Here is a 2,775-nt window from a genome sequence, read left to right on the forward strand (position 1 = left end):
ATATCTGCCATCGCGCCCTCGTCTTCTCGCATAACCGCATCGTGCGCGAGCTGGCCGGCGATGCCTTGACGACGGCTGCGCTCATTCGTGCCGCCTCCGTGTCCGAAGCCGCCTAGAGCCGGATGATTTCAGGTCGAATCGATCTGAAATCTGAATCCGGTTCTAAATCAAAGAGATAGAGCATGATGTCGTCCGAAAACCGCCTCACACTTTCGGCATCATGCTCTAGGAGGACCTCATGAATTCGATCAAATCGACGGCGCTTGAGCCGACCCGGTCGGAACTTTCCGGGCTGAGCCTCGGCCAGAAGGCCTCGCGCTACCTGCCGGTCTACGGCCTGCCGATCCTGACGCTGCTGCTCATCCTGCTGTTCTCGCTGCTCTTGCCGCGGACGTTCCCGACGCTGCTCAATCTGCGCTCGATCATCTCCGACAAGGCGATCATCGCGATGCTGTCGCTGGCGGCGATGATCCCGATGGCCTCGGGCCGCATCGACCTGACGGTGGGCTACGGCATCGTGCTGTGGCACATCCTGGCCATCAGCCTGCAGACGGCCTTCGGCATCCCCTGGCCGATCGCGGTGCTGATCGTCATCCTGCTCGGCGTGCTCACCGGCTTCATCAATGGCTGGCTGGTCGAGGTGGCGCGCATCGATTCCTTCATCGCCACGCTCGGCACCGGCACCGTGCTCTACGCTTTGGCCATGTGGTACACCGGCGGCCGCCAGGTCGTCGGCGTGCTGCCCGAGGGCTTCCTCTCCCTCAACGGCACGATGCTGTTCGGCTTGCCGATCACCGGCTACTACGTGGTCGTCCTGGCGCTGGCGATGTGGCTGGTGCTCGAATACCTGCCGATCGGCCGCTACCTCTACGCCATCGGCGCCAATCCGAAGGCCGCTGCGCTCAACGGCATCCCGGTGCAGAAATTCGTCATGGGCGCCTTCGTCGCCTCCGGTGCGCTGACGGCGCTGGGCGGCGTGCTGCTCGCCTCGAAGCTCCGCATCGGCCAGGCCAGCGTCGGCCTGGAATATCTACTGCCGGCGCTGGTCGGCGCCTTCCTCGGATCGACCACCATCAAACCCGGCCGCGTCAATGTCTGGGGCACCATCATCGGCGTCGTCATCCTCGCTGTCGGCATTTCCGGCATCCAGCAGTTCGGCGGCTCGTTCTGGGTCGAGCCGCTGTTCAACGGCGTCACCCTGCTCGTCGCGATCGGCATTGCCGGCTACGCGCAGCGGCGCCGCGGCGCGGTCGTGCCGCCCGCCGCCAATCAACCAGCCACCAGCCAACCAACAAAGACAACCAACAATGCTTAATGGGAGAAACAATATGCATCGCAGAACAGTCCTTCAGCTTGGCGTCGCCTGCCTGGCGCTCGGCATCGCCTCGACCGCGCTCGCCGATCCGATGGCCGACGCCAAGGCGGTCGTCGACAAATACGCCAGCAAGGTCGAGAAATGGGACGGACCAACGTCGGGGCCGAAGGGGGCCGCGGGCAAAACCATCGTCGTGCTCGGCGCCGACATGAAGAATGGCGGCATTCTCGGCGTCACCAAGGGCGTCGAGGAAGCCGCGGCGGCGCTCGGCTGGACGGTCAAGACGCTTGACGGCGCCGGCTCCATCGGCGGCCGCACCGCCGCCTTCGGCCAGGCGCTGGCGCTCAACCCGGACGGCATCATCATCAACGGCTTTGACGCCGTCGAGCAGAAGCCGGCGATGGAGCAGGCCAAGGCGGCCAAGATCCCGATGGCGGCATGGCACGCGGCACCGACGGTAGGCCCGATCGACGACCTCGGCATCATCGCCAACGTCTCGACCGATCCGATGGAAGTATCGAAGGCGGCCGCCGACTGGGCCTTCGTCGACGCCAAGGGCAAGCCCGGCGTCATCATCTTCACCGATTCCACCTACCAGATCGCCATTGCCAAGGCCGATCGGATGAAGAAGGAGATCGAGGATCTCGGCGGCAAGGTGCTCGAATATGTCGACACGCCGATCGCCGAGACCTCGCAGCGCATGCCGCAGCTCACCACCTCGCTGCTGCAGAAATACGGCGACGCCTGGACCCATTCACTGGCCATCAACGATCTCTATTTCGACTTCATGGGTCCGTCGCTGGCGGCCGCAGGCAAGTCGGGCACCGACGCGCCGATCAACGTCGCGGCCGGCGATGGCTCGGAATCGGCCTATCAGCGCATCCGCTCCAGCCAGTTCCAGAAGGTGACGGTGGCCGAGCCGCTGAACCTGCAGGGCTGGCAGCTGGTGGACGAGCTCAACCGCGCCATGGCCGGCGAGAAATGGTCGGGCTACATCTCGCCGCTGCATGTGGTGACCTCGGACAATGTCGAGTTCGACGGCGGTCCGGACAACCGCTTCGACCCCGGCAACGGCTACCGCGACGAATACAAGAAGATCTGGGGCAAATAAGCTTCGCCAGCATCTCTGTCGGAAAAGCCAACGGCCGGCGGGATCCCGCCGGCCGTTGCTCTTTCCAATCAGGCCGTGTGGCGTGCGATCACCTTGGGCGTCATGCCGACGACGACCCTGTCGTCGGGTTCCCGCCGCCCATTGAGCAGGTCAAGCACCAGTTCCGCGACGCGGATGCCGATCTCATGCGCGCCGACGTCGATCGTGGTGATCGACGGCACCGACTGCTCGGCAAGGTCATAGGCGCCGAAGCCGGCGATTGCGACGTCGTCGGGAACGCGGATGCCGCGCCGCAGGCATTCCATCAGCGCGCCGAAGGCGGAAAGGTCCGACACGCACATCACCGCCT

At 64.8% G+C, this 2,775-nt stretch carries 3 protein-coding genes; 2 read left to right on the plus strand and 1 reads right to left on the minus strand.

Translation table 11 applies throughout. The features are described 5' to 3' along the window. The first annotated feature begins 238 nt into the window (after positions 1-238). Positions 239-1,315 (plus strand): ABC transporter permease, encoded by a 1,077-nt coding sequence (locus EN780_RS31420; protein ID WP_127311615.1) that lies wholly within the window; start codon positions 239-241, stop codon positions 1,313-1,315. Between the two features lie 13 nt (positions 1,316-1,328). Continuing rightward, complete coding sequence (locus EN780_RS31425; protein ID WP_127393361.1) at positions 1,329-2,426, plus strand: substrate-binding domain-containing protein; 1,098 nt, start codon at positions 1,329-1,331, stop codon at positions 2,424-2,426. Between the two features lie 68 nt (positions 2,427-2,494). Here the strand turns inward: EN780_RS31425 and EN780_RS31430 are convergent. After that, the coding region (locus EN780_RS31430) for a substrate-binding domain-containing protein (protein WP_189556890.1) at positions 2,495-2,775 on the minus strand (281 nt) is incomplete at its 5' end.

Origin of the sequence: Mesorhizobium sp. M4B.F.Ca.ET.089.01.1.1 (assembly GCF_004022605.1) — a bacterium.
In the GTDB taxonomy this organism is placed as follows: Bacteria; Pseudomonadota; Alphaproteobacteria; order Rhizobiales; family Rhizobiaceae; genus Mesorhizobium; species Mesorhizobium abyssinicae.